Below are 26,177 nucleotides of genomic sequence, written 5' to 3' on the forward strand. Positions count from 1 at the left end.
CCCATACGCGTCATAGTCGTATCACATGCATCAATACAAGCACCGCAGTTAATGCACTCATACTGTAAACCATTACGAATATCGATTCCTGTCGGGCATACCTGAACACATAAGTCACAATCGATACAGTCACCTAAACCCATCGCTTTAGGGTCAGCTTTTCTTGATCTTGGCCCACGCGCTTCACCACGCTGAGCATCATAACCCACTATATAAGTGTTCTTATCAAACATCGCAGACTGGAATCGGGCATAAGGACACATATGCAGACACATGATTTCACGCATCCAACCTGCATTACCATAAGTCGCAAGGGTGAAGAAGATAACCCAGAAATAAACCCCGCCATTGGCATTTAGAGTAAATACTTCTTTATAGACTTCACTTGTCGGCACAAAGTAAGACACAAATGTCATTGCGGTAAGCAAAGAGATTAGCAACCAAGATGTGTGTTTAGCCGTCTTTCGCCATAGTTTGTTGAAACTCCATGGCATCTGGTCGAGCTTGATACGCTTATTGCGTGAGCCTTCTAACTTTTCTTCAAACCAGATAAAGATAAAAGTCCAAACCGTCTGCGGACAGGTATAGCCACACCATACCCTGCCTAAGTATGTGGTGATAAAAAACAAACCAAATGCCGCAATCATCAATAGCGCGGCTAACAAGGTAAAATCTTGTGGCCATATAGTTAAGCCAAAGACATGGAATTTTTGCTCTGCAAGATTAAACCAAACAGCTTGACGGTCACCCCAAGGGATCCACGGCAAGAGTAAAAAGAACAGCATAGCTATCCAGCCCAAACGACGACGTAGAGTTGTCCATAACCCTTCTACGGCTCTAACATAGATACGGTTACGCGGATTAAAGCGGTCAGCTTTACTTGCATCGGGTTGGTGGATCTTGATTCTTTCAGTTTTTGAGAACTCTTTTTTATTTTGATCTGCGCTCATTTTGCAGCCTTACAGCTTTAATATTACTAAAAAAGTAGCTTATTATAACGCCTATACTACAAGTTATTCACCTGCATAGGACTAAAAGATGAAAGGCTGGATCATATTGGCAATAATTGGTGGCATTATTTACTACCTTTATACGCAAACTGACACCTTAGATGAGCCAATAGCAGAGGTTCAGGATATATATCAACAAGCCGAAGATAAGCTCGACAGTATGACGGGGACTCAGATCCAGCGTATCGACGATAAAGTTGATTTACTAAAAACTGATATCGCCGATCGTCTTTCGGCAACCGAACAGCAAGCATTACACCTTATTACTCAATCACAAGCTCAACTAGATCAGTTTAAAGACGACTTCTGTGGCAGTGGTGCGAATAAACACTCAGCATTTAGTAAAGACAATCAAACTTACATCTGCGACAAGCTTAACTAATGAGCTTAATTAACTACATAGATAATGCAGCAGATCTCAGTTACTAGATTAGCGTACAAACAAGATTGACCTGAGATCTGATTCAGCCTAGCCTTTAGCTATTATCGTATTTCAATGAAATAAGAAGGCTATAGGCTCATGACACAACAAGTATCTGACATTTTTGATCCCGAATTATGGGATGTGGTTCCAGGGTTTAATTTCGAAGATGTTACCTATCACAGAGCCAAAGAGCAGGGCACTGTACGTATAGCGATTAATCGTCCAGATTGCTTAAACTCATTCCGTCCTAAAACAGTTGATGAACTCTATACCGCCCTCAATCACGCGCGTCAGTGGTCTGATGTAGGCTGTGTATTACTAACAGGAAACGGTCCTTCGGCTAAAGGCCAATGGTCTTTTAGTGCCGGTGGCGATCAGCGTATTCGCGGCAAAGATGGTTACAAATATGAAGGCGCCGAAGAGGGTACGCCTGATGTTGCACGTATGGGGCGTTTACATATCCTCGAAGTGCAGCGCTTAATTCGCTTTATGCCAAAGGTCGTTATCGCTGTCGTTCCAGGTTGGGCTGTTGGTGGTGGTCATAGTCTACATGTCGTATGTGATCTAACCCTTGCTTCAAAAGAACATGCCGTCTTTAAACAAACTGATCCCGATGTAGGCAGTTTCGATTCAGGCTACGGCAGCGCTTACTTGGCGAAGATGATAGGCCAGAAGCGTGCTCGTGAAATATTCTTCCTTGGGTTTAACTACTCGGCAGAAGAAGCCTTCGATATGGGTATGGTTAACCGTGCTATTCCTCATCAAGAGTTAGAGACAGAAGCATTAAAATGGGCCAAAGAGATCAACTCTAAGTCTCCAACGGCAATGCGTATGTTGAAGTACGGCTTTAACTTGCCTGACGATGGCTTGGTGGGACAGCAGCTATTTGCCGGTGAAGCGACACGCTTAGCTTACGGCACCGAAGAAGCTAGAGAGGGCCGTGATGCTTTCCTAGAGAAGCGCGATCAGGACTTCTCATCATTCCCTTGGCATTACTAATTTACAACTATTCACTGTAAATTATATCGTTATAAACCCATCAATAGGTTAAGTAAGCTGATGGGTTTATAACCAAAATATATTCCCAATCTACAAATCCTATCAAACTAATCTATGTAAACCTCTTTCAATTGCAAATGATAACCATTATCATTTACCTAAATTAATTAGAGGCACTTATTATGATTAAAACCATGACTTTCGCGATTCTTCACTTTAGTGTCGCTTTTACTATTACCTATCTTTTAACTGGAAGCGTAGTCATTGGTGGCGCAGTAGCCTTAATCGAACCTGCCGTGAATACCGTTGTTTTCTACTTCCATGAAAAAGTGTGGAAAGGTATCGAGTCTAAAAACGCACTGGAAGCTGTGTCCACCTAATCTTTGTCGCTATTGTTTAAACCCAATTTATTCGCTAGCGGCGCTATAGCTCCCCCCTGAATAAACACTGAAAACAATACGATAAAGAACACCATATGCACGATATCTAAAGATCCCGGCACACCCGCCGCCGCAGGGATCAATGCGAATACAATAGGTGTCGCGCCCTTAAGACCAATAGAGGAGATAAACAACCGTTTCTTCCAACTCGCCTTGGTAAAAGGCAAGTAACAAAGCTGCACAGCTAATGGCCTAGCCACCAACATCAATAGTAGAGCCGGTAATAATGAGCTTACAAACACTGTGGCTAATGACTGTGGGAATATTTGTAAGCCCAGCACGATAAACATCAATGCCTGCGCTAACCAAGATAAGCTATTAAAGAAGTGCTGATTAACAAGCTGACCTCGCTTAATGCCGTTACCTATCACCACCCCCGCTATATATGAAGCCAATAAAATATTACCGCCTAACACTTCTGCGCCATAGGTCGCAATCACAAAGCTTGCCAATACAAATACAGGAATGAGACCAAATTCAGATAGATGAATACGATTTAGTAACCAGACGGCTATTTTAGCAATCCCCCACCCCACTATCATAGCGACGCCGATTTGCGTTACTAGCTCCATAACTATCTCAGAGGCAACAACAGCCTTACTGCTTGAAAGTGCCATATCCGTTAAGAATATAACCAGTAGCATGGCAACGGGATCGTTAGTTGCCGATTCAAACTCCAATACGGTATCGGTTTGCTCTTTTAGCTTAAGCTTTTTAGATTCAAGGATTGAAAACACGGCTGCGGCATCAGTCGATGAAACAATAGCAGCAAACAGTAGGCAGGTAATAAAGTTAAAATCCAACAGCCAATATAAAATCACGCCAAAAATCAGCGTCGTAAATAGCACTCCAAAAGAAGCAAGTATTCCGCCCTCTTTATAAGCCACTTTTATCTTGTCTGTTGAGGTATTGATGCCACCAACAAACACAATAATGTTTAGCGCTAAGCCGCCTATCCACGCAGTCTTATCTAAATCATCATAGACAAAGTTAAACTCGCCATTACCCAACATAAGCCCGACACCCATAAAGATCAGCAGTGACGGTATACCTAAGGTTCGCGAGGGATGATGCAGCAATATTCCGACTAAGATCAAAACAGACATACCAATCATGATCATTTCAGTCGTCATAGAGAGCCACCTTTTGCGTGAATTGTGTGATGAATATAAGTTAGCGAGTATCGATATAGGATATTTTACGATGAAGAGTGACTGATATTAGGATCATAAATTCTCCACATTGAAGTCGAAAATGTCCCAGTCATAAACCCTATAATGGTCCCTATAATAGTCCCTGTCATAAAAGTTTAATAATTAATTTACCCCTTACTCGAACAAGCGAAACATAACATAAAACGGCCCCCACTTTGTTAAAACAAACTTAATAATAAGTTAAACAGAGCCCATCAGTAATAAGTAGAGAGCCTTCGCCCCTCTCTTTAAAGCGTTAAAACGCCTGAATAGTGGCCTTGAAATGACTAATTAAGAAATCGTGGCTTAATTATTGTTTATTTAACAAATGAACAGAGAGCCATCTCCAATAGAGCCTTGCAACATTGCTATCGATTCATATGCCATACGCTCGACTCTATAAAACTGTCACCTAACTGTCATATTTCTCTGTCTTAATGCGCTTGTCCTCAGTGAGGCAGCAACTTGGTTTTGTAAATAACTCGTATCTAAGCGACCAAACAATAGAGTGGAAATCGTAATGAAAAAAGTATTTGGCTTGTTAACCGCAGTAGGTCTAATGACTACACCACTTGCCCAGGCAAGCACAGTAACAATATCAGGTTCAACATCTGTAGCCCATGTAATGGAAGTGCTTGCAGAAAATTATCAAAACACCACTAACACTAACGTTGAAGTACAAAGTACTGGCTCATCGGCTGGCATTCGTGCAGCAAAAGATGGTACCAGCATGATTGGTATGTCTTCACGCAACGTAAAAGAAAGCGAGCTCAACAGCAGTACTAAAGAGATCGTCATCGCTCGTGACGGTATTGCGGCTGCGGTGAACAAAGCTAACCCGGTAAAGAATCTCACCCAAGAGCAGATATCAAAAATCTACCGTGGTGAGATTAAAAACTGGAGCGAAGTCGGCGGAGAATCTCGTCCTATCGTGGTGGTAACCCGTGAAAACGGCTCGGGAACTCGCGGTGCATTTGAAGAGATCATGAAGCTACAACGCACGATTAACGGCCACAAGGTCACCGCAATTTCACCAACGGCTCAAGTGGGTAACGGTAATGGCATGATTAAAACCATTGTTGCCAATAACCCTTATGCCATCGGTTACATCTCCCTAGGCAGTGTTGATAGCAGTCTACGTGCAATTGATGTCAACGGTGTAACAGCAACAGATGAAAGCATTGCGGCAGGCGACTACCAAATTGCCCGTCCGTTTATCTTGTTAATTGATAAAAATGCCCCAGATAATGCCAATGACTTTATTAATTACATCCTATCTGAAGATGGCCAAAACATAGTGGCTAAAGAAGGCTATATCCGCGTTCAGTAATTCAATAACAAGATACAGAGGAATAGGTGTTCCTCTGTATCGAGCGGATCATTTTTAGATAGATGTCGAGGATAAGTGATGACTACGGCTAGTAAAACCCTAGTAAAAGAGCTGCAACTTGCTCCAGCAAAATCATACGACTGGAAAGAGATGAGTTTCCACATACTCTTCCTATGTAGCGCTATGGTAGGGGTATTGTCAGTTGCAACCATAGGATGGTTTGTTTTTAGCGAAGGCTTACCCGCTTTTAAAGAAGCCGGCGTTTCGCAAATGATATTAGGCAAGGAGTGGCTACCACCAGCCCTTTTCGGCCTGCTTCCTATGATGGTTGCATCACTTATTTCAACGGCTGGAGCCGTAATAATCGGGGTGCCTATCGCGCTGCTTACAGCGGTTTTTCTAGCCGAATTAGCTCCCAACTGGTTAGCCAACATTATTCGACCCGCAGTAGAGCTATTGGCAGGTATCCCCTCTGTTGTGTATGGCTTCTTTGGCTTGGTCATTATCGTGCCAGCCATCGAGACCATTTTTAATATTCCTGCCGGTAACACCATTCTTGCAGGCGTTATCGTTCTGGCCATGATGATCTTGCCGACGGTCATTACTATTTCAGAAACATCGCTACGCGCCCTACCACCAACCTATAAAGAGGGCGCACTGGCACTCGGTGCATCGCATATCTACAGCATCTTTAAAGTGCTTATACCAGCAGCAAGAAGCGGCATTTATACCGGTATAGCCTTAGGTGTGGCCCGTGCCATCGGCGAAACCATGGCCATTATTATGGTGATGGGTAATGCCCCTGCAATGCCCGGTTCTATTCTAGAGCCAGCAAGAACCCTAACCGCCAATATCGCGATGGAGATGTCATACGCTACAGGTATTCATGCCAGTGCGCTTTATTCAACAGGCATAGTATTGCTGGCCTTTATCGTATTACTTAACGGTTCACTGCTTTACCTCAACCGAAAGCGAGCTCACTAATGTTGAAACGACCACTTATCTCACGTGACAACCAAGATAGATTAATGCTAGCAACCATCTGGTCTGCCGCAGCAACAACAGTGCTATTCTTGCTTTGGGTGGTATGGCACATATTAAGTAATGGGCTAGCCCACGTTAGCTGGGAGTTTATTACAGGAGCCTATACTCGCATTGGTGAGGCATCTGGGATTTGGGCGATGATCATCTCTACCATCTACATGGTTGGCTTATCACTCGCCTTCGCAGCTCCCATCGGCATTATGACTGCCATCTATTTAACCGAATATGCTGCGCCTGACAGCCGTATAGTAAAAGTGATCCGCTTCTGCACAGAGTCGTTAGCCGGTATTCCCTCCATCGTTTACGGCCTCTTTGGTATGACGTTCTTTGTCACCACGCTTGGGCTGGGCTTCTCGATTCTTTCGGGAGCACTAACCTTAGCGATGCTGATTTTACCTGTGATCATCCGCACCACGGAGGAAGCCCTATTATCTGTGCCTATGAGTTACCGCGAAGGTGGCTATGCATTGGGTAGTTCTAAGATCTACACCATCTGCCGCTTAGTGTTACCAAGCGCACTCCCTGGGATTGTGACTTCTATTATCTTGAGTACGGGTAGAGTTATTGGTGAATCAGCACCAGTATTTTTAACCGCAGGCATGGTGACTCAAATACCTGAGTCAGTACTTGAGTCTGGCCGCACCTTGACAGTGCACCTTTATAAACTGACCCAAGAGCTATTTACTCAAAATGAATGGGATCAGGCCTATGCCACGGCGACCGTTCTGATTGTGTTGGTACTTATTTTAAATCTGGCGACCAAAGTGATTGCCTCTCGTTTAAATAAATCATCTTAGTAAGGTTATCTCCATGAATAAGCTAGAAGTGAACAACTTAAACCTGTTTTACGGCGACAACCATGCGCTAAAAGATATCACATTAGCAATCCCAGCTCGCCAAGTTACCGCCCTGATCGGCCCATCGGGTTGTGGTAAGTCAACGTTACTACGCACACTAAACCGCATGAACGATTTGGTGGCAGGAGTAAAGATTGATGGTGATGTCATGTTTGAAGGCAGTAATATCTACCGAGATGTTGATGTTAAACAACTAAGAATGCGAGTTGGTATGGTGTTTCAAAAGCCAAATCCCTTTCCGATGAGTATCTACGAAAATGTTGCTTTTGGTTTAAAAGCACAAGGCATTAAAGATAAGCAAGTGCTAGACAGTGCCGTTGAAGAATCACTACGCAGCGCAGCCTTATGGGATGAAGTCAAAGATAGATTAAATACGCCGGCATTTGGACTCTCCGGCGGCCAGCAACAACGCCTGTGTATCGCCCGAACTATCGCCATGAAGCCTGAAGTGATCTTAATGGATGAGCCCACCAGCGCACTCGACCCTATTGCGACTCACAAGATTGAAGGGCTAATGGATGAGTTACGTAAACAATTTACTATTGTGATAGTGACTCACTCTATGAACCAAGCAAAGCGGATCTCCGACAAAACTGCGTTTTTTTGGATGGGCGAGTTAGTAGAGCATGGTGAAACGACCCAGATATTTAACCATCCATTAGATCAACGTACTCAAGGTTACGTAAGCGGCGAATTTGGTTAATCTATATTCGGCATGGTGCTCACAACTAAAGTGAGCGCCTTATATCCCCTGCTAAATAGCTCTACTCTCCCATCACTAGCTAGACCTTTTATTAATAATTCAACAAATACGGCAAGAAGCCTAATACATAAGGAGGATTTTACTAACCTCAGCTGCAGTAACAGGCTAAATTTACGCCACAAACTTGTTTAAGCCGCATTATTAAGATAGCTTCGGTAGATAGGTTTATTGAACACAGAGGCGCTCAGACATGGACATGGAAAGAACTAGAGAAGCTCAAGAACACCTGCAAAAAGAATTTGAAATCTACAACAATGCATCCACCAAAAAACTTCCCCCGCTTGATATCGATTGCCCAGAAAATCTCGAGACAATGTTAGAATTTGTCACTCGAAGAGAATCCTTGAAACAAGCTAAAAAGTTAAACTCTCCCCCAGCAACTAAACTCAAATCAGCCTTAGCGGATACCCTGCTATTACTAGATAATTTCGACATCAAAATATCTAAAGAGAAAGGTGCTATAGAGAAATAGTTGGGTAGTCCTCCCATTTTTAACAACTGTTAAAAGTAGAACTTAGGCCGCCAAAAATAAACACAAATACAAACAGACACCAACAGCGCATTAACCTTCCTTTTTTAAGGAATGACAGTTTTAATTTAAGAACTTGCTAATTGAAAATCTGTTCCTATAATGCCTAAAACCGGAGCGCCCCAAAACGCTCCGGTTTTTTTGTGCCTGAAATAAGCTCAGGAATTAATTTAATATCCGATAAAACTTACTTTTATCGGCGGTTTTGCTGCGCGCAAAATCCATGTGAGGAATAAACTATGCGTATTGAACAAGATCTAAAGTTAGGTTTTAAAGATGTTCTTATCCGACCTAAGCGTTCAACGTTGAAGAGCCGTTCTCAAGTAGACTTAAACCGTCAATTTACTTTCAAGCATAGTGGTAAAACCTGGTCAGGTGTCCCCATTATTGCCGCTAACATGGATTCTGTAGCCAGCTTTAAGATGGCCATTAGCCTAGCCAAGCACAATGTGATGACAGCTGTTCATAAGCATTACAGTGTTGAACAATGGGGTGAGTTTGTATCCAGCCAAACTGCAGATGTACTAAAGCACGTTATGGTTTCAAGCGGTACTTCTGATGCTGACTTTATCAAGTTAAGTGAAATTCTAGCGATGTCAGAGGAGCTCAACTTTATCTGTATCGATATCGCTAACGGCTACTCAGAACACCTGGTTGATTACGTTCGTAAAGTGAGACAGGCTCATCCACAAGCCGTGATCAGTGCGGGCAATGTGGTTACTGGCGACATGGTTGAAGAGCTAATTATTGCTGGCGCAGATATCGTAAAAGTCGGTATTGGCCCAGGCTCGGTATGTACCACGCGCGTTAAAACTGGTGTTGGCTATCCACAGCTTTCAGCTATCATCGAGTGTGCAGACGCAGCCCATGGCCTAGGTGGCCAAATCATTGGTGACGGCGGTTGTAGCTGCGCTGGTGATGTGGCTAAAGCCTTCGGTGGCGGCGCTGACTTTGTCATGCTTGGCGGTATGCTAGCGGGTCACGAACAGAGTGGCGGAGAAGTCATTGAGCAAGATGGTAAGATGATGGTGAAGTTCTATGGCATGTCTTCACAGTCTGCTATGGATAAGCACTCAGGCGGTGTCGCTAAGTACCGTGCAGCAGAAGGCAAAACGGTATTACTACCATTTAGAGGCAGCGTAGATAATACGATTAATGACATCATGGGCGGTGTACGTTCAACTTGTACCTATGTTGGTGCGGCATCTCTAAAAGAGCTCACTAAGCGCACTACGTTTATTCGTGTTCAAGAACAAGAAAACAACGTTTACGGTAAAGAGTAAGCCATAAGGCAACTCACTTTAGGCATATTATTATGTCCAACTAATTTATAGGGGCTTTTTATAAAGCCTCTATAAATTTAACAAAAACCTTCCTAACAAAACTAATTAGATAAAGCTTACCCATCAATCACATTATTCGATTTGTTCTACCATTTTCCCTTCCATAACTTAAACATATTTATGATCTCTATCAATTTTTATGCAACCGAATTTGTTAAATTAAGGTTACATGGACGTTTGAGTTAGACTAGAGTGGGAGGGCTTGTGAATTGGGAAAAGTTTTCCAAATGGCAGTATCAATTGATAGAGGCCATGACTCGCAGAGAGATTAAGGGAGAAGATTTTAGTTACCTTTCAGACTGTCTACAGGTCGATGCCATTACCATCACAATTATTGATACCAGCTTAAAGCGGCAACAGACCTGGTCGCCTGAAATCTCCGACAACGATATTCGGTTTTATCAGCAACATTGGCGACACGATATCTTTCTCAACGCCTATCTACGCAAAGGTCTTATCAATAGCTCACAAATAATGGAGAGTTTGGTCGCACCCGCTCGAGTTCAAGATGATAACTGGTGTGAAAGCCTTCTACCTTATATGCATTACCGCTCAACCATAGGCCTGCTTTTAGGGATAAATCAGCACCTATACCTGTTTTTTACCGCTCATCACCTCAATAAAGAGTTTAACCGTGGCACACGACGGTTACATGAGAAACTAGGACACTCGATGCAGCCATGGGTCAACGCCTTTCACGCCAAACAGTTAGCCGACACGGAGCAGGATAAAGCGCTGTGCCGCTGTCAGAAAGACTTCCCCATCACGACCGAACAGCAACCAGTAAAGCTCACCCCCGCCGAATATCAGGTGTTAAGCCTATTAATGGGTGGCCACTCAGGCTCCGATATCGCCGATATACGTCGTGTCAGCAAGGAAACCGTTAAGAGTCAGATAAAAAGCGTATTACACAAAACCGGATCTAAACACCAAAACCAGCTTTTGTGGCGCTACAACCACGACCAACTACTAGTAACAATTGGCTTTAACAGTTAATAACCTAACAAAAATATAAAAAAAACCTGCAGATTTTGCAGGCTTTTCCCTTTTCTTTAAAACTTATGGCGTCACTTGCTTAATGGCAATGGCATAGGCAGAAAACTCACTTTCCCCCTCAGCCCATTGTGAAACCACGACCATGATGTCTTTGTCTTGGTTCATCGCCCACTTATCCTCTTCACTAATAAACAAACCATCAACTAAACTCATCTGCATAGATTGCTCGGTCAACACCTCATCTTCAGAAGTTGCCACATGACTCCAAACGGCAAGACCATCGGCATCAAACTCAAGCTCTACGATCCAGTAACCAAATCCATCGGAGTTCATACTGCCATCATCAGGCATCTGTAAATTATACAGGCGCCAACTTCCCTCTAAGTCAGCAAGTACAGGAGAGGGGTTTGCCCTGAGCAATACCGACATATTCTGCCGTGTATCTTTGTGGCTATGACGTAGGATTAGATCTTTACCACGAGACAGGTAAGTCACGGCAACTTCATCATCGTCCTCTATGGTGATCTTGCCCATCTCATCCATAGCAAACTGAACTATCTCGACCTCTCTGCTCGCTTGCTGATCTCCTAAAGTAAGCTCTGTAATATCAGCCTTACCTTGGTCGTCAATTACAAGCTTATCGATCCAGACACCAAATTCGTTTTGATTAAAGTTGGCACTCACAGGGGTTTCAATCCCAGTTCCCCACCATTGGCCTTCGAGATCACTCAACTGCTGCCCACCAGCTAGCTTTATAGACAATCCAAGCTCTTGCTCACCATCTTCAGCAAAGTAGTTCGCAATCTTATCTTTATTGCTGCTTAAGCCCATATCAAGGTTTTCAATCTCTGCGAAACTCAACATACCGCTTTCACTTAAGTTAACTTTAAACGTATCGGTATCTAACTCACCATAACTCTTAACCTTAGCCTCCATGGTGACATTACCCTCGGCATCGATGATCCACTCCTCGACCACATAACTAAAGGCATCGGCTGAGTATGTTCCGGCAACAGGTGTGGTAAAGAATACCGTATGCCATTGGCCTGTTAAGTCCGTCAGTTGATAGCCTCGACTCTGACCAAAATGAGCTAGCGCCTCATCGGCAGCGACGAGATCTTCAGCAGCCAAACCAGATGCAACCAGCGCTTCTTGCGCCTGCTCATCAAAGTTATCCGCAGTTGGATCCACTTCATGACCCGCTAAGGTTTCATGAATATCTTCAGCTAATTGAATTCCCGTATCCGGATCATTATCGGTATCGAGTGACTGCAGTAAACGCAAGGTATTGATCACCCCGGTATGATCAGCCGTATCCGTTTGATATAGGTCCATCGGAGTCACCTCATCCTGACCTGTGACGCTCGGAAAACGTGTCGCACCTATGTAGAACTCTACCGATTCCCCCTCGTTATAACTAAACAGTCCTTGAGCATCGGTCACTCCGCTGTGATCTGTGGTCTCATAACCAATGCCCGCCACAGGACTATCAGAAAAGATACCTGTTAATACCCTTGGTTGAGGTTCGGGAGTCGGTGTAGGGGAGTTATCGCTACCACAGCCAGCAAGCGCTAACATGCTGCTCACAGCCAAGGCCGATACGCTAAGCCTTAATAAATTGTTCATTATTTATCTCCTTGATATTGGCCTATGGTTAGCATGCGATAACCCAATGACTGCGGCATCCCCCCTAAGGGGGATAGGTTAGGATAAATAACGAGTTTACTTCTGAAGAGTGGCCATACTTATCGGTTAAAAGCAGACAGCATTTAACTACCGTACATTCGTAAAGTACGTAAAGAACACCTCTATACCTCTGCTATATAATCCGAAAAAACTAACGCGGTAAGAAAAGTGAAATATTGGCACTGAAGTTAAAAATAGAGGTGCTTGAACAAGCTGATACTCCATATATCACAGATAAGTGATCGACCTGAGATAGTATCTTTTTAGCTGCAAACCGATAAAAAAAACAACCAAGTTAAAATTAAAATGACTACAGAACCTGCTATTCATTCTTTTTGATAATGAAATTTAATTTATGAATAACACGTGCAAAAACATGACCTAGATCACACTACATTAATGTGATTGGACTATTGTAATTAGCACAAAATGTAATGGATTAAGAGTGACTAACTATGAGCATTAAAATTACCGCACGTGGATTTGAACTTCCTGACTACTTAGAGCAAACCATTAAAGAAGCATTTGTAAAATTCGATAAGTTTAAAATATCCTTCTATAGCAAAGATGTATTCATGAAGCTTGAACCCGGCCATCTGTTTATTGTAGAAATTGCGACTAAGTCTGATCTTGGGAAAATAGATTCAAAGGGGGAAGCGAATGAACTTATGGATGCATTTAATGAAGCGTTTGATCGTTTAGACCGTCAGCTTATTAAACATAAAGAAAAACCATATGCTCATCGTTCTGAGAAATGTGAAAAAGAAAAAGAGCGCCTGATTAATGAAGAAGAAAAAGAAGAAGAGACATTAAGAAAGCTATAATCTTGTATTTTTAATTTTTTCAATGTCATTACTTAAACTCGATTCCTTTTTAAATCAACAACTAAAACGTGTTTCTTAGGGCTGAAAACAAAGAAACCTCCACGAGGGAGGTTTCTTTACAACAAATCAATAAGGCTTAAGTCAGTTTAGTGCATTATTCAACAGTAACTGATTTAGCCAAGTTACGCGGCTGATCCACATCGGTCCCCTTAATCAAGGCAACGTGGTAAGAAAGCAACTGCAATGGAATGGTGTAAATTAGCGGTGCCATAAACTCATCACAATGCGGAACCGGGATCACCTTCATGGTGTCATCCGACTCAAACTCAGCATCCTTATCGGCAAACACATACATCAAGCCACCACGAGCACGCACCTCTTCGACGTTAGACTTTAGCTTCTCTAACAGCTCATTGTTTGGCGCGACAACAATAACAGGCATATCGGCATCAATCAGTGCCAATGGACCATGCTTAAGTTCACCAGAAGCATAAGCCTCTGCGTGGATATAAGAGATCTCTTTAAGCTTTAACGCCCCTTCCATCGCAATTGGGTATTGGTCGCCACGGCCTAAAAACAACGCATTGTGCTTGTCGGCAAAGTCTTCTGCAAGTTCAGCAATAGCATCATCAAGTCCTAGCGCTTGCTCTACCTTAGCAGGCATAGACTGTAGGCTCTGAGTAATCGCCGCTTGCATCTCGTCAGACATACCGTTGTAACGACCAATTGCTGTTGTCAGCATCAATAGACCAGCTAACTGCACAGTAAAGGCTTTAGTTGATGCAACACCAATCTCGGCGCCCGCTTTCATCATGTATGCCATATCTGATTCGCGAACCAGTGATGAACCGGGAGCGTTACAGATTGTTAGCGTTGCCTTGTAGCCCATCTCTTTCGCTAAACGCATTGCCGCCAAGGTATCGGCAGTCTCGCCAGACTGTGAAATTGTCACTAATAAGCTATTTGGGAATAGATGCGATTTACGGTAACGGAACTCAGATGCGATTTCGACGTTACAAGAAACACCAGCCCAATCTTCTAACCAGTAACGCGCAGCCATACCGGCATGATAACTGGTACCACAAGCGATGATCTGTACGTGCTTAATCTCTTTTAAGAATTCTGCGGCATTTTCACCAAAGGCGGTATCCAACACTTTGCCACCAGCGATACGACCTTCAAGCGTACGAGCGATTGCCGCTGGCTGCTCGTAGATCTCTTTAAGCATATAGTGACGGTATTCACCTTTATCACCAGCATCATGAGTCACTTCCGACTCTTTTACTTCACGATCGACTGCATTGCCATCGACGTCAAAAATGCTCACAGCCCGACGAGTCACTTCAGCAACATCACCCTCTTCTAAAAAAGAGAAAGAGCGAGTCACCGGAAGCAGTGCTAGCTGATCGGAGGCAACAAAGTTTTCACCTAAACCATAACCGATAACCAGTGGGCTGCCAGAGCGAGCCACAATCATGCGCTCGCTGTCTGTACGGTCGATAACCACTGTGCCATAGGCGCCTTCTAGCTGCTTAACCGTTGCTTGAACTGCCGCAAGTAGCGTGTCGTGAGTCTTCAGCTCATGATGCACTAAATGACAGATCACTTCGGTATCAGTGTCGGATGTGAAGGTATAACCTAAGCCTTTTAGCATCTCACGTAGCTTATTGTGGTTTTCGATAATCCCGTTGTGAACAACGGCGATATCGCCTTCAGACAGATGCGGGTGCGCATTACGCTCGCTTGGCTCACCATGGGTTGCCCAACGTGTGTGCGCGATACCCGTGCCACCAGCAAGAGGTGCAACATCGAGTGCAGCCGATAACTCTTGCACCTTACCCACGCGACGAGTTCTATTTAACTCACCGTTATTGAGTACTGCAACACCGGCTGAGTCATAACCACGGTATTCTAGACGTCTTAGGCCTTCAACCAAGATTTCAGCTACATCTCTTTGCGCTACAGCGCCTACGATTCCACACATATTTAGTTACCTAGCCTCTCTATAGGAGAGTTAAATTAAAAGTTAAAAATTGAATTTGAAAGTAGATAATTAACTCAAGCTGCATGCTTGTAGTCGTTACCCAGCATAAGGTGCAAGAATGACGCGCACCCCATGATTAGAAATTGTCTCTAGCGCTTCACTCGGTAACTTATCGTCAGTTACCAACACACTGATCTTGCTCCAAGGCAGCTCAAGGTTTGGAATGCGTCGACCCAGCTTTTCTGACTCGAGCATCACTACCACTTCTCGCGATACCTCGGCCATCACCTTACTAAGGCCAGTAAGCTCATTAAAGGTTGTGGTACCACGCTCAAGATCGATACCGTCGGCACCAATAAACAGCTGATCGAAGTTGTATGAACGTAATACCTGTTCGGCTATCTGCCCTTGAAAAGATTCTGAGTGCGGATCCCATGTACCACCCGTCATCAATAACGTCGGCTCGTTTTCAAGCTCGTGAATTGAGTTAGCAAGTGCGAGTGAATTGGTCATCACCAATAAACCACGCTTATTATTAAGCTCGCCGATCAAACCTGATGTGGTACTGCCACTGTCGATAATGATACGGTTATGATCTTTAATCAGCTGAGCTGCGGCTTTAGCAATCGATAATTTGTTAGGTGCGATCTTGGCTGAAAACTGCTGCGTCACCTCATCGGGTACAGCGACTGCACCGCCATAACGGCGCAATAATAAGCCGGTTTTCTCTAAGGTGGCTAAGTCTTTACGAATAGTGACTTCAGAGGTTTCGAAACGTAAAGATAGCTCTTCAACACTCACCTCGCCTTGCTGATTTAGCAGGCTAATAATGCTGTGACGTCGCTGTTGAGTGTTTCGTTTGTTCATAAAACCTTTCATTAAGTTTCGATTCGAAAGAAGTATTATAGTGAAACGAAACTTAATTGCCAGTTTTTGATGCGACTTATACTGATAGCCATTAACCTCTAAGTGAGTAAATCACAGATACAAAAAAGCCCCAACCCTAAGGTTGAGGCTTTTAATACTCATTAGACTTGAAGCCTATATTTAGAACTTAGCTTCCAGTGCTAGACTAAAGTGACGGCCTTCACCCACAGTCACATCAGTGTTGGTACCACCGGCCAGATAATCGGTATCAAATAGATTCTTCACGTTTACACGAACACTCACATCGCTACCCATTACGTCCATAGTGTATGCGGCGCCCATATCGAAACGTACATAACCATCTTTACTGATCGTGTTGCTCGTATTGGCAAAACGCTCACCCACATAGAGAGCGCCGAAGTTGAATGCTAAATCATCGGTCATCTCATAACGTGTCCAAACGTTTGCCGACCACTCTGGCGCATCGACAGGTGTCTTACCGTTTAGGCTATCGGTTTCTGGACGAAGATACTCTGCATCTAGGTACATCATAGAGCCCGTCATAAACCAGCTATCGCTGACCTGACCTTGAGCGCCCATCTCGAAACCTTTATGGCGCTGCTCACCAGACTGAGTAGTAATGGTTTGGCTACTACCTTCAATCTCTTCGGTTACCGTCACATTTGATACCGTGATATCAAATACCGCACCGGTTAATAGTAGACTGCCATCAAACAGCTCCCACTTGGTGCCAATTTCATATTGCTCGCCGTACTCAGGATCTAGGTTCTTACCATCGTTAACGTCATCAATGTTGTTCACTATTCCTTGAGGAGTAAAACTCTTCGAGTAGTTAACGTAGATGCTACCGTTATCAGCAGGCGAGTAGATCACACCAAACTTAGGCGAGACCGCATAGCTGTTACTACCAGCTCCCTCTTTTTTCTGCTCGTCGTAACGCACACCAGCAAGCACTTGCCACTCATCGGTAATCGTCACTAGGTCTTGAACGTAGAAGCCGTAGTGCTTGTATTCACTCTCGTACTTAGTTACATCACGATTGTAATCAAGATCTGGCTTAGGTACTGGCTGTCCAGGCATCACAACTTGTTTCTTTTCACCAGACTCTTTTAACTGACCATAGTAATAATCGAGCATGTTAGCGCCGATAAGTAGTTGATGCTCTAAATCACCCGTGTAGAAGTTACCGGTGAAATCAACAAAACCCGTCTTGTGTTGCCAATCATCATAACGGTCAAACGGGCTTATGTAATAACCATCTGTAAATGGATCTTCAGAACCACTAATTAGTGATGGAGAAGAGTCTAAACGCTGACGGTTAAACTGCTGGTCGTTATAGCCCGCTTTAACTTTCCAATCATCTGTTAGGTGATAAGTTAGCTCGGCACCTAGGTTAGAGATAGTGTTATCGGTAAATGCCCATGGCTGATCCCAGATGATGTCACGGCCACCAATCAAGTCACCACTGCTATCTAGCCAGCCACCACGATCTATACCAGTCTTGTCTTGAGTATGGTCATACTTAAGCGATAGCAGTAGATCATCGGTAATATCAAACTCTAGGTTTAGGTAACCTAACCAACGGTCGCGCTCCTGATGGCTGCCATCTTGATACTCTCTCCAGTAGGTAGTGTCTTGCTTAACTAACACGGTGCGGTAACGAATTGTTTCGGCTTCGTTGAGGCTGCCACCGGCATCGAGTTGGAAACGTGTCGAGCCATTCTCATCGGTATCGAAGCCAATATCTAACATAGTTTCATAGGTAGGCTTCTTGGTAACCATGTTGATCAAGCCACCAGGACCAGACTGACCATAAAGCATGCTCGAAGGGCCTTTTAATACCTCAACCTGCTGCAGCGTTTCGATTGGCTGTACATAGTGAGACCACTGCTGCTGACCATTAATTAAGAAACCTGAGCCTGAAGAGAGTTCGAAACCACGAATGTTGAATACTTGGCGGTTCCACTTCTCAGAGCCACCTGTCACGCTTGAGTCATTAACGAGAACTTCCGAAAGGTTAGTCGCTAGCTGCTCATCGGTAACGAAGTCAGGGATTACAGTGACAGATTGAGGCGTGTCCAAGATGTCGATATCACCACGCATCGCGCCTGAAGATGAACCAACATTATAATCATTAAAGCTACGACCGGTAACGCTGATGCGCTCGATATTTGGCTCGGCTACAATAGTGGATTCAGCACTTGTATCCTCGGCAAATGCAGAAGATGAAGCCAATGCAGCAACGATTGCTAGGCCTAAACGTGAAAACTTAAATGACGTCCCAACAGACATATCCAACCTCAAAATGACACATGAATGTATTAATTGAGTCGCAATATAAATGAGAACTATTTTTATTTAAGTTTCTTTACACTTCTTTACGGTGACGGGTGACGCACTTCAAAATTACCATTGAAAATAAACATTTAGCAACACAAGTGTATCAACAAGTATCATCGGTATTGGCGTTATTCCAATAAACTGAACGCCTAAATAATCGATTAAATAAAAAGCAAAAAAGCGACACTAGAGTCGCTTTTTTGAAATAACTAATCTTTACTTTTTCTGCTTAACGGGTCGCGCCCAGCCAGTCAAATGACGCTGTTTAACGCGGGTGATAACCAACTCACCAGCCGCAACATCTTTAGTTATGGTAGAACCCGCCCCCAAAGTAGCACCTTCACCAATAGTCACAGGTGCAACCAACTGGGTATCACTGCCGACAAATACATTGTCTTCAATAATCGTTTGGAACTTATTGGCACCATCATAGTTACAGGTAATAGTACCTGCACCGATATTTACCCCAGCACCGATAGTCGCATCGCCAATATAGGCCAAATGTCCCGCTTTAGAGCCTTTACCTAATACCGCTTTTTTCATTTCAACGAAGTTGCCAATATGGGCGTCTTGTTTAAGCTCTGCGCCAGGACGCAAGCGTGCAAAAGGACCTGCGCTGGCATCAACACCAACCTTTGCACTCTCGATAATCGAGTAAGGTTTTATCACTGCGTTGTCGCTAATCTCGCAATCGATAAGGATGGCACCCGCGCCAATAGTGACATTATTACCGATAGTCACCTTACCCTCGATAACCACGTTAATGTCGATCATCACATCCATGCCCACGGTGACGTCACCGCGAATGTCGATACGAGCAGGATCGCGCAGATTGGCCCCTTCAAGCATCAGCTTTTCAGCTGCTCGCGCTTGGTAAGCACGCTCAAGCTGCGCCAGTTGTACGCGGTTATTTGCACCTTCAACTTCCACAGCGGATTCAGGCTGCGCAGTAGTAATGGCAACACCATCTTTGTGTGCCATGGCAACGATATCAGTAAGGTAGTATTCACCTTGAGCATTGTCTGATGATAATTGACCTAACCAAGCCTTTAGTTGCTTACCCGGCGTCGCCATAATGCCAGTATTGATCTCACTGATAGCTAGTTGCTCGGCATTGGCATCTTTCTGCTCAACAATACCAACGACGTTTCCATCCTCTCGCACTATACGGCCATAGCCTGTCGGATTAGGCAGGTTAACAGTCAAAATAGCTAGACCATTATCTTCTCGAGCAGCAAGTAAAGCTTCAAGTGTAGAAGCTTGGATCAGTGGCACATCACCATAAAGAATCAGCACCGTATCGTCATCACTAATATTATCATTAGCCTGCGCTACCGCATGCCCAGTGCCTAATTGCTCAGCTTGTAGTACCCAATTTAGCTGCTGCTCACCCAGTTTTGCTTGTAGCTTATCGGCGCCATAGCCATAAACCAGCTGGATAGCATCACTGCCCACTTGATGTGCAGTATCAATTACATGCTGAACCATGCTCTTATGAGCGATAGGGTGAAGAACTTTTGGAAGATCTGAGCGCATGCGGGTTCCCTTGCCTGCGGCCAAAATTACTACATTCAATGCCATGGATTATCCTTGAGCTAATGCTTTAACTGATGTTAGAAAAATGAGGTCTTTATTAGACAGCCGATTTTAAGCGATACAGTTATTAAAAGCGACTCGACTTACGGCAGAATCAGTATTAAAAAGTAATGGTTTTATCAGCCACCAGCACCCACTGAGCAAGATCATCCATGGTAGCCATTTCACAACCTTCAATCACTTTAAGCTCTGTTAGGCCGCGAGCATGCATACAGGAACCACAGAACTTAACCTGTGTTTTTTGTGCAATAACAATCTCTAGCATCTGCTGGATGTTATAACCTTCGACTGGCTTTTGATTAGGTAAAACAGCCGTTACCGCATCAGACAGCAAAAATAGGCTCACTCTGACTGGTGAATAGTCTTGCTCATTGAGCTGTATGGCGAGACGAAGCGCATTGAATAGCTTTTCTGAACCATAAGGAGCGTCATTAGCGATGATAAGTACGTGTTGCATGGCAGAACCCTTTATTAAAAATAATGCCAACAATGTAACACTCAAACTCAAGCCAGAAATTTGCCGTCATCACGTTAATGATGACGGCAATGACTCTTATACCGATAAAATTGCGATTATTCGTTACGCAGCGCCTTAATGGGATCAGTCTTAAGGATTCGCCAAATAGGAATAAAGCTCACAATAACAGCGAACACCAGTAACAGCGCTAGGCTGGAGATCAATTCAGGCCAATAGAGGGCAAAACGCCAGTCGACTTGGGTACGACTATAACCAATCACAAAATAGCTGATAGAAAAACCAAATAACGCAGCCGTAGCCATAGGTTTAGCTAGTTCGAATAGTTGAGAGCGCAGTAGCAGCTTTTGGCTCGCTCCCATCGCGAGCCTGACTCCAAGTTCATAACGACGCATCCTCACCATATAGCTGATCATGCCATTGATACCAGCTAGAACCATGATAAGCGACACCAAGGAGATACCGCCAGCAAGCCAGGCAGAGAAACGCTGATTACGACTGATATTGGCAAAATGCTCATCCACCGATTTGAGTAACATAATATCCAGCCTAGGATCTAGCTTAAGCAACTGGGCATACATCAGGGCTTGATTAAAACCTGCATGATCTTCCTTAACCTTAATGACAAGAGTATCGACGCGATATCCGGAATAATTTCCTGGTATAAATAGCTCATCTGCCTCATAGCTAGCACTACCAGGAAAATCGGTATTACTGACTACGCCGACAATCTCCATTGGCACCTTATCGTGCTTCATCACCTTCTGACCAATGGCATCACCATCAAATTTAGCCGCCAACCGCTGATTAATAATGACAGGCTTATATTCTAGTTGCAGATCTTCACGACTAAAGAAACGCCCCTGGATCTGCATACCAAATAACGGCAGCTGATTATCATCCATTACCGTGACTCGACCATTGGCAATATTATCGCCCATTTCATTATAGATAGGCCCTATATTAAAAGTATCGGGAACGCGGGTATCACTGGCGCGACTCACACTTACTACGCCTGACTGCGCCCTTAAATGCTCACTCACCGCGCGCTGCAAATTAACTCTGGCCTCCTTGTCCGATATGGCGCCGTAATTGACCACCATGGACCAAAGATCCTTACTAATTATATGGTTTTGTCTTAATGCCTCGTTCAAACTTGCCATCAATACCTGACTCGATGCGACCAAGGTGAGTACAGCAAACAATAATTGCAAGCCGATAAGTCCATGGCTAACGCCTTTGGATAACTGCTTGCCCGTGCCCTTGCCGCTGGCCTGCAAACAGCTTTGCAGTTGAGATTCATCGATGGCCTTAAGCTCTATCCAGCTAAAGACAAAAGCGATGACCAGAGTCACCAACACGGCGAAGAGCAACATATTGGCATTTAAACTGAGCGCATCAAGGCGTGGCAATAGCTCTTCACCCAGATAACCTATCATGTTGAAAGCAAAGCTAGTGAGCAGCAGTGCGAATAGTGAAGCCAAGCCTATCAATAAACCGTTGTGACGAAAAATATCCTTAAATAGCTGTTTACGAGTCGCACCAAAGGCGTAACTGATAGCAACGGTTTGTACTCGTCCCACTGCCCTGGCTAACTGTAAATTACCCAAGTTAATCAAAGCCATTAGAGTCAGCAAACTCACACCACCGACCAACATAACAATCAATTTGCCACTGTCACCGCGCATCGCGGCAGTAAAGTCTTGTAACCGGCCGGAAAGCTCATACTCTTTAACTAACTCTGGCGTATTTAACTTGGCCGCCGCCAGCATCTGCTCGCCAAGGCGCTCACTGGCAAGCTCTGGAGTGACTCCAGTTTGTAATCGACCCAGCGCCTTTATTGCGCTGCCATAGCCACCAAAGCTTTTGGGGTCTAACTGCTCATCCATATCCAGAGGCAGCCAGATAGCCTGAGCAACATCACTGCGCTGGGGTAGAACCAAGTTATCGGGAGTCACGCCGATGATGGTGAAGCGACGCTGATTAAGCTGTACGCTTTTGCCTATGATGCTGGGATCTGCAGCAAAATGTTGCTGCCAAGCCTGATAACTTAAGATTGCCGATGGCTGCTTGTTGCCCATCGTCTCATCGACATTAAAGAAACGCCCTAATACAGGCTTAAGTTGTAACACTTCAAACAAATTATGTGAGGCCAACATTACCGGAACATCGGGCCGTTCAGGAGAATCCAGTAGCTTATATTCACTCCAGCTAAAATAAATAGCGAGATCGGAAAATATGTTCTGTTGCTGCTGCAGAGTCAACAGGTTTTGGGTGTTAGTGCCTACAACGATTTGCTGCTGGTAGTTGAGTGTTCCCTCAACATAATACAACTCATCGGCTTCGCCATAAGGCAAGGGCTGCAGATAGGCCACATCTAAGATACTAAATACGCTAAATACCAGACTTAAGGTAAGTGCCAAACTTAGGGTGACCGTAAGGTAATATTGTTTAGCCCGCCCAAATTGGCGCTGGGCGGCAGTCAACATATGACTCAACGCTATCATGCGACACACTCGATATTGACAGCCGTTTCGATAACGACCTTGCCATCGAGTAAGTTAATCTGTCTATCTGCCATCTGAGCATAGCGGGGATCATGAGTAACCAGACAAATGGTGGTTCCCTGACGGTTAAGCTCGCTTAGCAGCGCCATCACGGCGTCACCATTGTTCGAGTCTAGGTTTCCCGTAGGCTCATCGACCAACATGATGCCTGAATCTGCCGCCAGGGCCCTAGCAATCGACACCCTTTGCTGTTGACCACCAGAGAGTTGATTAGGAAATAGCGCTGCCTTATCGGACAGCCCCACTTTGTCTAAGCACTCCAACGCTCTTCGCTGGCGTTGCTTAAGATTATCACCACGATACTTAAGCGGCAGGGCAACATTATCCAGCACCGACTCTTCATCGATTAAGTTAAACGCTTGGAATACAAAACCAATCCGACGACTGCGCACTGCAGCGCGCTCATTGGCATTCATATCTGAGACCAGTAGACCATCGATATAATATTCACCGCTATCAGGGGTATCGAGCAGCCCTAAGATATTAAGCAGCGTCGATTTGCCGCAACCCGATGGCCCAGATATAGCGACATACTCGCCCTCACAAACAGAAAAACAGACACCATTGAGCACTGGCGTTTTCACCTGTCCGGCGGCAAAGGACTTATAGATCTGCTTTATGTTGAGTACTTCCTTTTTCATCTTACATTCCTTGTTTATTGGCTCAGCTGCAGCTGGGTAATATCTGTGTCTATATCCAATGCAGATATGATAATTTTATCGTTAGCTTGTAGGCCGGAGATGATCTCTATGCTGTTACCTACCGCCTTGCCAAATTGCACCTGCACCTTGATAGCACGTTCAGCACTTTCTAACTTAAATACCGCTAAGGATCTGTCTTCGATAGCGCCTGCGGGCTTATCGACATAATTGACCTGGGCGCGACTCTTACCGAAGATCACCGCATCAACCATCTGCATGGGTCGAATATCACTCGATATCTCATCGAGCAGTTGAATATCGACTCTTACTGCACCTTGACTGACCACGGGATCGACTCGAATAACCTGCCCACTGACAATACCGCTGCGGGTATCGATATCAGCCTTAGCACCATGACGGACCAGCTGAATAAGCATCTGCGGCACCTTAATCTCGGCGATCAGAGGCGACAAGCTCCCCACCAGAGCCAGCTCATCCCCCACATTAACGCTCTGCCCCAACTTTATCGGTAAGCGTTGCAGCACTCCCTCAATACCTGCACGCACAACAAGTTGCTCTCGTCGATTTTGCGCCGTAGCGAGCTCTGACTCTGCCTGCTTGATTATTTCTGTTTGAATAAGCAGATGCTCGGCATGAACCTCACGTAACTTACCCAGTTTATCCTGGCCAAGCTTTAAGCGTTCATTGAGTTGTTTTGCCCTCAAGCGACTGAGCCGCATATCCATTGCAGAGATGATCCCCTCTGCCGCCAGTGGCGACTCGGCTTCCACCTGTAAGTTAGCGATTTCGGCATCGGCCTTAAACTCAGCCAAGCTAGAGGCTTGATCCAGCAGTTCACGCTGCTGCTCAAGCATCAGCTTTCGCTTGGTCGTACGACTGTTATGTACATTGGTTTCCGCTTGCTGTAGCGCACTATCGAGCTGGGGATTCTTTAAGATGAGTAAGATGCTATTGGCGCTAACTTCGGCCCCAGGATGGAGCTTTATTTCATCGACCACAGCCAAACTGCTGGCGGTAATGAGTCGCTGGTTTTGTGACATCAGCGTGCCATAACCTCTGATCCGCTGAGTAAACTCGCCACTTTGCACTTTAGCTGTCATCACGCTTGTTGCATCGATATAGTGACGACTACCGGAAAAGCCGATACTCCAGCCACTGATAAGCAGTGCCCCTGACAACATCAGAATTGCGCCGTAGATAATACGGCCTTTAGTCCTTTTCATTTACCGCTCCATGAATTTCTTAGGTATAAACGCAACACAAGCCTAAGCAGATAGCCAAACTTGTAATGAAGCGGTTAAAACTTGTCCACACATTAGCATTTTCATTTTTTCATTGATACTTAAACAGACTAAATAACATTCAAAAATATCATTGATATTCATTTACTTATGAGTTAACTCGAGACATCTATAGTTATATATATGGCTAGAAATACCACTATTAGCAGCTTGTTCCTGCTCTAGCTTATCTATTAGTCGATTCTAGGCTTGAGTGTTAACAGGTTCTAGGTTCTAGGTTCTGGGTTCTGGGTTCTGGGTTCTGGGTTCTGGGTTCTGGGTTCAAGCTAACAACCTCTAATCTTTTAACCTAAGAAGTTTCTTTATAGTCTTTATATTTTTGTCTTTTCCGTCAGTAAGCTTGCGAACGTTCTGTTATCCGTCAGCGAAGCGTTCGCCTCTGCTTTTCCTAGCACCTAGGACCTTTCTTAGCTTTTCCTAGGGCCTGCTTTTAACCTTCTTTTAGACACAAAAAAAGCGCCCTAGGGCGCTTTTTTTCATCAAACAATCCCTTAGCGGGAAATGTTCTTCTTGATGGTCTCGACAACGCGAAGCTGAGCGATAGCCTGAGCTAACTCAATCGCTGCTGCTGCATAGTTGAAGTCTGCACCAGCATTAGCCATATGGGCTTCTGCACGACGCTTAGCTTCTACAGCTGCCTGCTCATCAATCTCTTCGGCACGCAATACGACGTCAGCCAATACTGAAATTGAAGAAGGTTGAACTTCCAGGATACCACCTGAAAGATAAAACACTTCTTCACTTCCATCTTGCTTGACGATGCGCGCCATGCCAGGCTTGATACTTGTCAGCAGAGCGGCGTGACCAGGCATAATACCTAGCTCACCTTCAGTACCTGATACTTGTAGCTGAGCTACTCGACCAGAAAAGATATTGCTCTCTGCACTTACCATATCAAGCTGTACTGTCATGGCTGCCATCCGTTC

At 44.5% G+C, this 26,177-nt stretch carries 24 protein-coding genes (1 of these 24 only partly in view); 12 read left to right on the top strand and 12 right to left on the bottom strand.

What is annotated here, in order from left to right; translation table 11 throughout:
• Positions 1 to 950, bottom strand: the 5' portion of a protein-coding gene (gene ccoG / locus SHAL_RS22120) for a cytochrome c oxidase accessory protein CcoG (RefSeq protein ID WP_012279315.1). It extends 472 nt beyond the left edge of the window; only the first 950 of its 1,422 coding nucleotides appear in the window; the start codon lies at positions 948 to 950; its stop codon lies beyond the left edge, outside the window.
• Between the two features lie 88 nt (positions 951 to 1,038).
• Between ccoG and SHAL_RS22125 the strand changes: the two genes are divergently transcribed.
• The 3 genes from SHAL_RS22125 (at position 1,039) to SHAL_RS22135 (ending at position 2,813) form a co-directional block, all read left to right on the top strand.
• On the top strand, positions 1,039 to 1,392 hold the full coding sequence (locus SHAL_RS22125) for a hypothetical protein (protein ID WP_012279316.1): 354 nt from the start codon (positions 1,039 to 1,041) through the stop codon (positions 1,390 to 1,392).
• A 138-nt stretch (positions 1,393 to 1,530) separates the two neighbouring features.
• Entirely contained in the window at positions 1,531 to 2,433 is a 903-nt protein-coding gene (locus tag SHAL_RS22130; protein WP_012279317.1) for a 1,4-dihydroxy-2-naphthoyl-CoA synthase, read from the top strand.
• A gap of 182 nt (positions 2,434 to 2,615) precedes the next feature.
• Positions 2,616 to 2,813, top strand: coding sequence for a DUF2061 domain-containing protein (locus tag SHAL_RS22135; RefSeq protein WP_012279318.1), 198 nt, complete (start codon positions 2,616 to 2,618; stop codon positions 2,811 to 2,813).
• On the opposite strand, the gene SHAL_RS22140 is transcribed toward SHAL_RS22135, so the two are convergent.
• Positions 2,810 to 4,006 (bottom strand): potassium/proton antiporter, encoded by a 1,197-nt coding sequence (locus tag SHAL_RS22140; protein ID WP_012279319.1) that lies wholly within the window; start codon positions 4,004 to 4,006, stop codon positions 2,810 to 2,812. The two genes, SHAL_RS22135 and SHAL_RS22140, sit on opposite strands and share 4 nt — an antisense overlap.
• A 580-nt stretch (positions 4,007 to 4,586) precedes the next feature.
• Between SHAL_RS22140 and SHAL_RS22145 the strand changes: the two genes are divergently transcribed.
• The 7 genes from SHAL_RS22145 to SHAL_RS22175 all read left to right on the top strand — a co-directional run bounded on the left by SHAL_RS22145 (position 4,587) and on the right by SHAL_RS22175 (position 10,928).
• Entirely contained in the window at positions 4,587 to 5,396 is an 810-nt protein-coding gene (locus SHAL_RS22145) for a phosphate ABC transporter substrate-binding protein (protein ID WP_012279320.1), read from the top strand.
• A 78-nt stretch (positions 5,397 to 5,474) separates the two neighbouring features.
• A complete protein-coding gene (gene pstC, locus SHAL_RS22150) occupies positions 5,475 to 6,380 on the top strand; it encodes a phosphate ABC transporter permease subunit PstC (RefSeq protein WP_012279321.1) in 906 nt (301 codons plus the stop codon).
• On the top strand, positions 6,380 to 7,237 hold the full coding sequence (pstA, locus tag SHAL_RS22155) for a phosphate ABC transporter permease PstA (protein ID WP_012279322.1): 858 nt from the start codon (positions 6,380 to 6,382) through the stop codon (positions 7,235 to 7,237). Before pstC ends, pstA begins: the two co-directional genes overlap by 1 nt.
• A 13-nt stretch (positions 7,238 to 7,250) precedes the next feature.
• Positions 7,251 to 8,000 (top strand): phosphate ABC transporter ATP-binding protein PstB, encoded by a 750-nt coding sequence (gene pstB / locus SHAL_RS22160; RefSeq protein WP_012279323.1) that lies wholly within the window; start codon positions 7,251 to 7,253, stop codon positions 7,998 to 8,000.
• Positions 8,001 to 8,250: 250 nt separating this feature from the next.
• Positions 8,251 to 8,532 (top strand): hypothetical protein, encoded by a 282-nt coding sequence (locus tag SHAL_RS22165; protein ID WP_012279324.1) that lies wholly within the window; start codon positions 8,251 to 8,253, stop codon positions 8,530 to 8,532.
• Positions 8,533 to 8,828: 296 nt separating this feature from the next.
• A complete protein-coding gene (locus SHAL_RS22170) occupies positions 8,829 to 9,872 on the top strand; it encodes a GMP reductase (RefSeq protein WP_012279325.1) in 1,044 nt (347 codons plus the stop codon).
• A 264-nt stretch (positions 9,873 to 10,136) separates the two neighbouring features.
• The gene (locus SHAL_RS22175) at positions 10,137 to 10,928 is read left to right on the top strand and encodes a helix-turn-helix transcriptional regulator (protein WP_012279326.1); all 792 of its coding nucleotides are present in this window, start codon (positions 10,137 to 10,139) and stop codon (positions 10,926 to 10,928) included.
• A gap of 63 nt (positions 10,929 to 10,991) precedes the next feature.
• Here the strand turns inward: SHAL_RS22175 and SHAL_RS22435 are convergent, their stop codons facing one another.
• Positions 10,992 to 12,554 (bottom strand): hypothetical protein, encoded by a 1,563-nt coding sequence (locus SHAL_RS22435; protein WP_012279327.1) that lies wholly within the window; start codon positions 12,552 to 12,554, stop codon positions 10,992 to 10,994.
• A gap of 515 nt (positions 12,555 to 13,069) precedes the next feature.
• Here SHAL_RS22435 and hpf point away from each other — a divergent pair.
• Positions 13,070 to 13,438 carry a ribosome hibernation-promoting factor, HPF/YfiA family gene (gene hpf, locus SHAL_RS22185; RefSeq protein ID WP_012279328.1) on the top strand — a complete coding sequence of 123 codons (369 nt, stop codon included), beginning with the start codon at positions 13,070 to 13,072 and terminating at the stop codon, positions 13,436 to 13,438.
• A 154-nt stretch (positions 13,439 to 13,592) separates the two neighbouring features.
• Here the strand turns inward: hpf and glmS are convergent, their stop codons facing one another.
• The 5 genes from glmS to SHAL_RS22210 form a co-directional block, all read right to left on the bottom strand.
• Complete coding sequence (glmS, locus tag SHAL_RS22190) at positions 13,593 to 15,422, bottom strand: glutamine--fructose-6-phosphate transaminase (isomerizing) (protein ID WP_012279329.1); 1,830 nt, start codon at positions 15,420 to 15,422, stop codon at positions 13,593 to 13,595.
• A 96-nt stretch (positions 15,423 to 15,518) separates the two neighbouring features.
• Positions 15,519 to 16,289, bottom strand: coding sequence for a DeoR/GlpR family DNA-binding transcription regulator (locus SHAL_RS22195; RefSeq protein WP_012279330.1), 771 nt, complete (start codon positions 16,287 to 16,289; stop codon positions 15,519 to 15,521).
• Positions 16,290 to 16,469: 180 nt separating this feature from the next.
• Positions 16,470 to 18,602, bottom strand: coding sequence for a TonB-dependent receptor (locus SHAL_RS22200; RefSeq protein ID WP_012279331.1), 2,133 nt, complete (start codon positions 18,600 to 18,602; stop codon positions 16,470 to 16,472).
• Positions 18,603 to 18,866: 264 nt separating this feature from the next.
• Complete coding sequence (gene glmU / locus SHAL_RS22205) at positions 18,867 to 20,231, bottom strand: bifunctional UDP-N-acetylglucosamine diphosphorylase/glucosamine-1-phosphate N-acetyltransferase GlmU (RefSeq protein WP_012279332.1); 1,365 nt, start codon at positions 20,229 to 20,231, stop codon at positions 18,867 to 18,869.
• Between the two features lie 115 nt (positions 20,232 to 20,346).
• Entirely contained in the window at positions 20,347 to 20,703 is a 357-nt protein-coding gene (locus tag SHAL_RS22210) for a DsrE/DsrF/TusD sulfur relay family protein (RefSeq protein WP_012279333.1), read from the bottom strand.
• Here SHAL_RS22210 and SHAL_RS23360 point away from each other — a divergent pair.
• The gene (locus SHAL_RS23360; protein WP_190273614.1) at positions 20,702 to 20,842 is read left to right on the top strand and encodes a hypothetical protein; all 141 of its coding nucleotides are present in this window, start codon (positions 20,702 to 20,704) and stop codon (positions 20,840 to 20,842) included. The genes SHAL_RS22210 and SHAL_RS23360 overlap by 2 nt on opposite strands.
• Here the strand turns inward: SHAL_RS23360 and SHAL_RS22215 are convergent.
• The 4 genes from SHAL_RS22215 to SHAL_RS22230 all read right to left on the bottom strand — a co-directional run bounded on the left by SHAL_RS22215 (position 20,820) and on the right by SHAL_RS22230 (position 26,171).
• Complete coding sequence (locus tag SHAL_RS22215) at positions 20,820 to 23,228, bottom strand: ABC transporter permease (RefSeq protein WP_012279334.1); 2,409 nt, start codon at positions 23,226 to 23,228, stop codon at positions 20,820 to 20,822. The two genes, SHAL_RS23360 and SHAL_RS22215, sit on opposite strands and share 23 nt — an antisense overlap.
• Positions 23,225 to 23,929 carry an ABC transporter ATP-binding protein gene (locus tag SHAL_RS22220; RefSeq protein ID WP_012279335.1) on the bottom strand — a complete coding sequence of 235 codons (705 nt, stop codon included), beginning with the start codon at positions 23,927 to 23,929 and terminating at the stop codon, positions 23,225 to 23,227. The genes SHAL_RS22215 and SHAL_RS22220 overlap by 4 nt, the downstream gene beginning before the upstream one ends.
• A 14-nt stretch (positions 23,930 to 23,943) precedes the next feature.
• Complete coding sequence (locus SHAL_RS22225; protein WP_012279336.1) at positions 23,944 to 25,173, bottom strand: efflux RND transporter periplasmic adaptor subunit; 1,230 nt, start codon at positions 25,171 to 25,173, stop codon at positions 23,944 to 23,946.
• A 569-nt stretch (positions 25,174 to 25,742) separates the two neighbouring features.
• Positions 25,743 to 26,171 carry a F0F1 ATP synthase subunit epsilon gene (locus tag SHAL_RS22230; protein ID WP_012279337.1) on the bottom strand — a complete coding sequence of 143 codons (429 nt, stop codon included), beginning with the start codon at positions 26,169 to 26,171 and terminating at the stop codon, positions 25,743 to 25,745.
• Positions 26,172 to 26,177 lie beyond the last annotated feature (6 nt).

It is taken from the genome of Shewanella halifaxensis HAW-EB4 (assembly GCF_000019185.1).
Lineage (GTDB): Bacteria > Pseudomonadota > Gammaproteobacteria > Enterobacterales > Shewanellaceae > Shewanella > Shewanella halifaxensis.